Raw genomic sequence first — 1,309 nt, 5'->3', positions numbered from 1 at the left:
CCGGCCGCCCGCGCGCTCGCCCAGCAGCGCCAGCTTCTGGCCGGCGATGGCGGCGCGCTGGCCACGGTAGGAAAACCGCGCCAGCCGGGCGCCGGGGCCCGCGATGTCCAGCGCGTGCCGCGCCAGCCAGGTCGCCTGCAGCGGCCCATGCACCACCAGGCCGGGATAGCCCTCCACCCCCGTCACATAGGGGTGGTCGTAATGGATGCGGTGGCCATTGCCGGTCAGCGCCGAGTAGCGGAACAGCATCACCGCATCCGGCATCACCTCGGCGCGGTGGGACGCCGGCCAGGGCGCGGCGGGGGGCGCGTCGCGCAGCGCGGCGCCGCCGGTGCCGCGATAGACGATGTCCTGCTCCTCCTCCAGCACCGGGCCGCGCGGGCCTTCCAGCCGGTGGCCGACGGTGACAAAGACCAGCTCGCCGCTGCCGCCCTTCTTCTCGCTGATCTTCAGGATGGTGGAGCTGCGGCGCAGCGTGTCGCCGATGCGGATCTCGCCCTGGAAGGTGACGCGCCCGCCGGCCCACATGCGCCGCTCCAGATGGTGCACGGGGGGCAGGAAACCGCCGCGCTTCGGGTGGCCATCGGGGCCGAGCCCGGCGGCCGGCTGCCAGTCCTGGAACAGCAGCCAGTGCCAGAGCGGCGGCAGCGCGCCCTCCCCGAGCGGGCGGGAGATCGTCGCGGCCATGCCCTCGGCCAGGCGGGGGTCCATCCGGTCCTCGCGCGTCTCGCTGCGCCCGAGATACTCCTCATACGCCATTCCGGTCATTCCTCCCGCTCGTACAGCATGTAGCCGGCGATCTCCCCCTTCAGGCGATACTGCCCCCAGGCGCGCGCGAATAGCGGGTTGCGGCGGAAATATTCGATGAAGTCGAAGCGCTGCCCGTGGCAGTCGGCGATGCCGGTGTCGCGCGCCACCACCACCGCCGAGGGCCGCAGCCGCAGGAAGCGCTCGGTCAGGCTGCGCCAGACCAACGCCTCGGCCGCGCCCATCTGCGCCGGGTCGCGGTAGCGGGCGCCGCCGGCCGGGCAGTCGCGATACACCGCCTGCAGCAGCCAGGTGCTCATGAAGGGCGAGATCCAGCGCGACTCGGCATAGGTGACGGCGGGGAAGACGGTCGGGATGTCGGGGGAGAGCACCAGCAGGCGCTGGCCCGGCACCTCGCGCTCCAGCCAGTCGGCCAGCAGGCCGCCCGGGCTGGTGGCGTAGCGCAGCGCGACCCAGGGCGCCTCGCCGCCGCGCAGGGTGAAGAGGGCGAAGCCGAAGGCGACGCCCACCGCCAGCAGCGGCGCGGCGCGGCGCAGCGTCG

The 1,309-nt window shown here is 73.9% G+C and carries 1 protein-coding gene and 1 pseudogene; both read right to left on the bottom strand.

Annotation, left to right across the window (positions count from 1 at the left end):
• On the bottom strand, positions 1-759 hold a 759-nt coding region (locus HMPREF0731_RS18960), incomplete at its 3' end, for an HTD2 family dehydratase (protein WP_051014823.1).
• A gap of 5 nt (positions 760-764) precedes the next feature.
• A pseudogene (locus HMPREF0731_RS18955) lies at positions 765-1,309 on the bottom strand (hypothetical protein); the annotation flags it as partial.

The organism is Pseudoroseomonas cervicalis ATCC 49957 (genome assembly GCF_000164635.1).
GTDB classification, from domain to species: Bacteria; Pseudomonadota; Alphaproteobacteria; order Acetobacterales; family Acetobacteraceae; genus Pseudoroseomonas; species Pseudoroseomonas cervicalis.
This window is presented reverse-complemented; position numbering and strand designations above follow the sequence as displayed.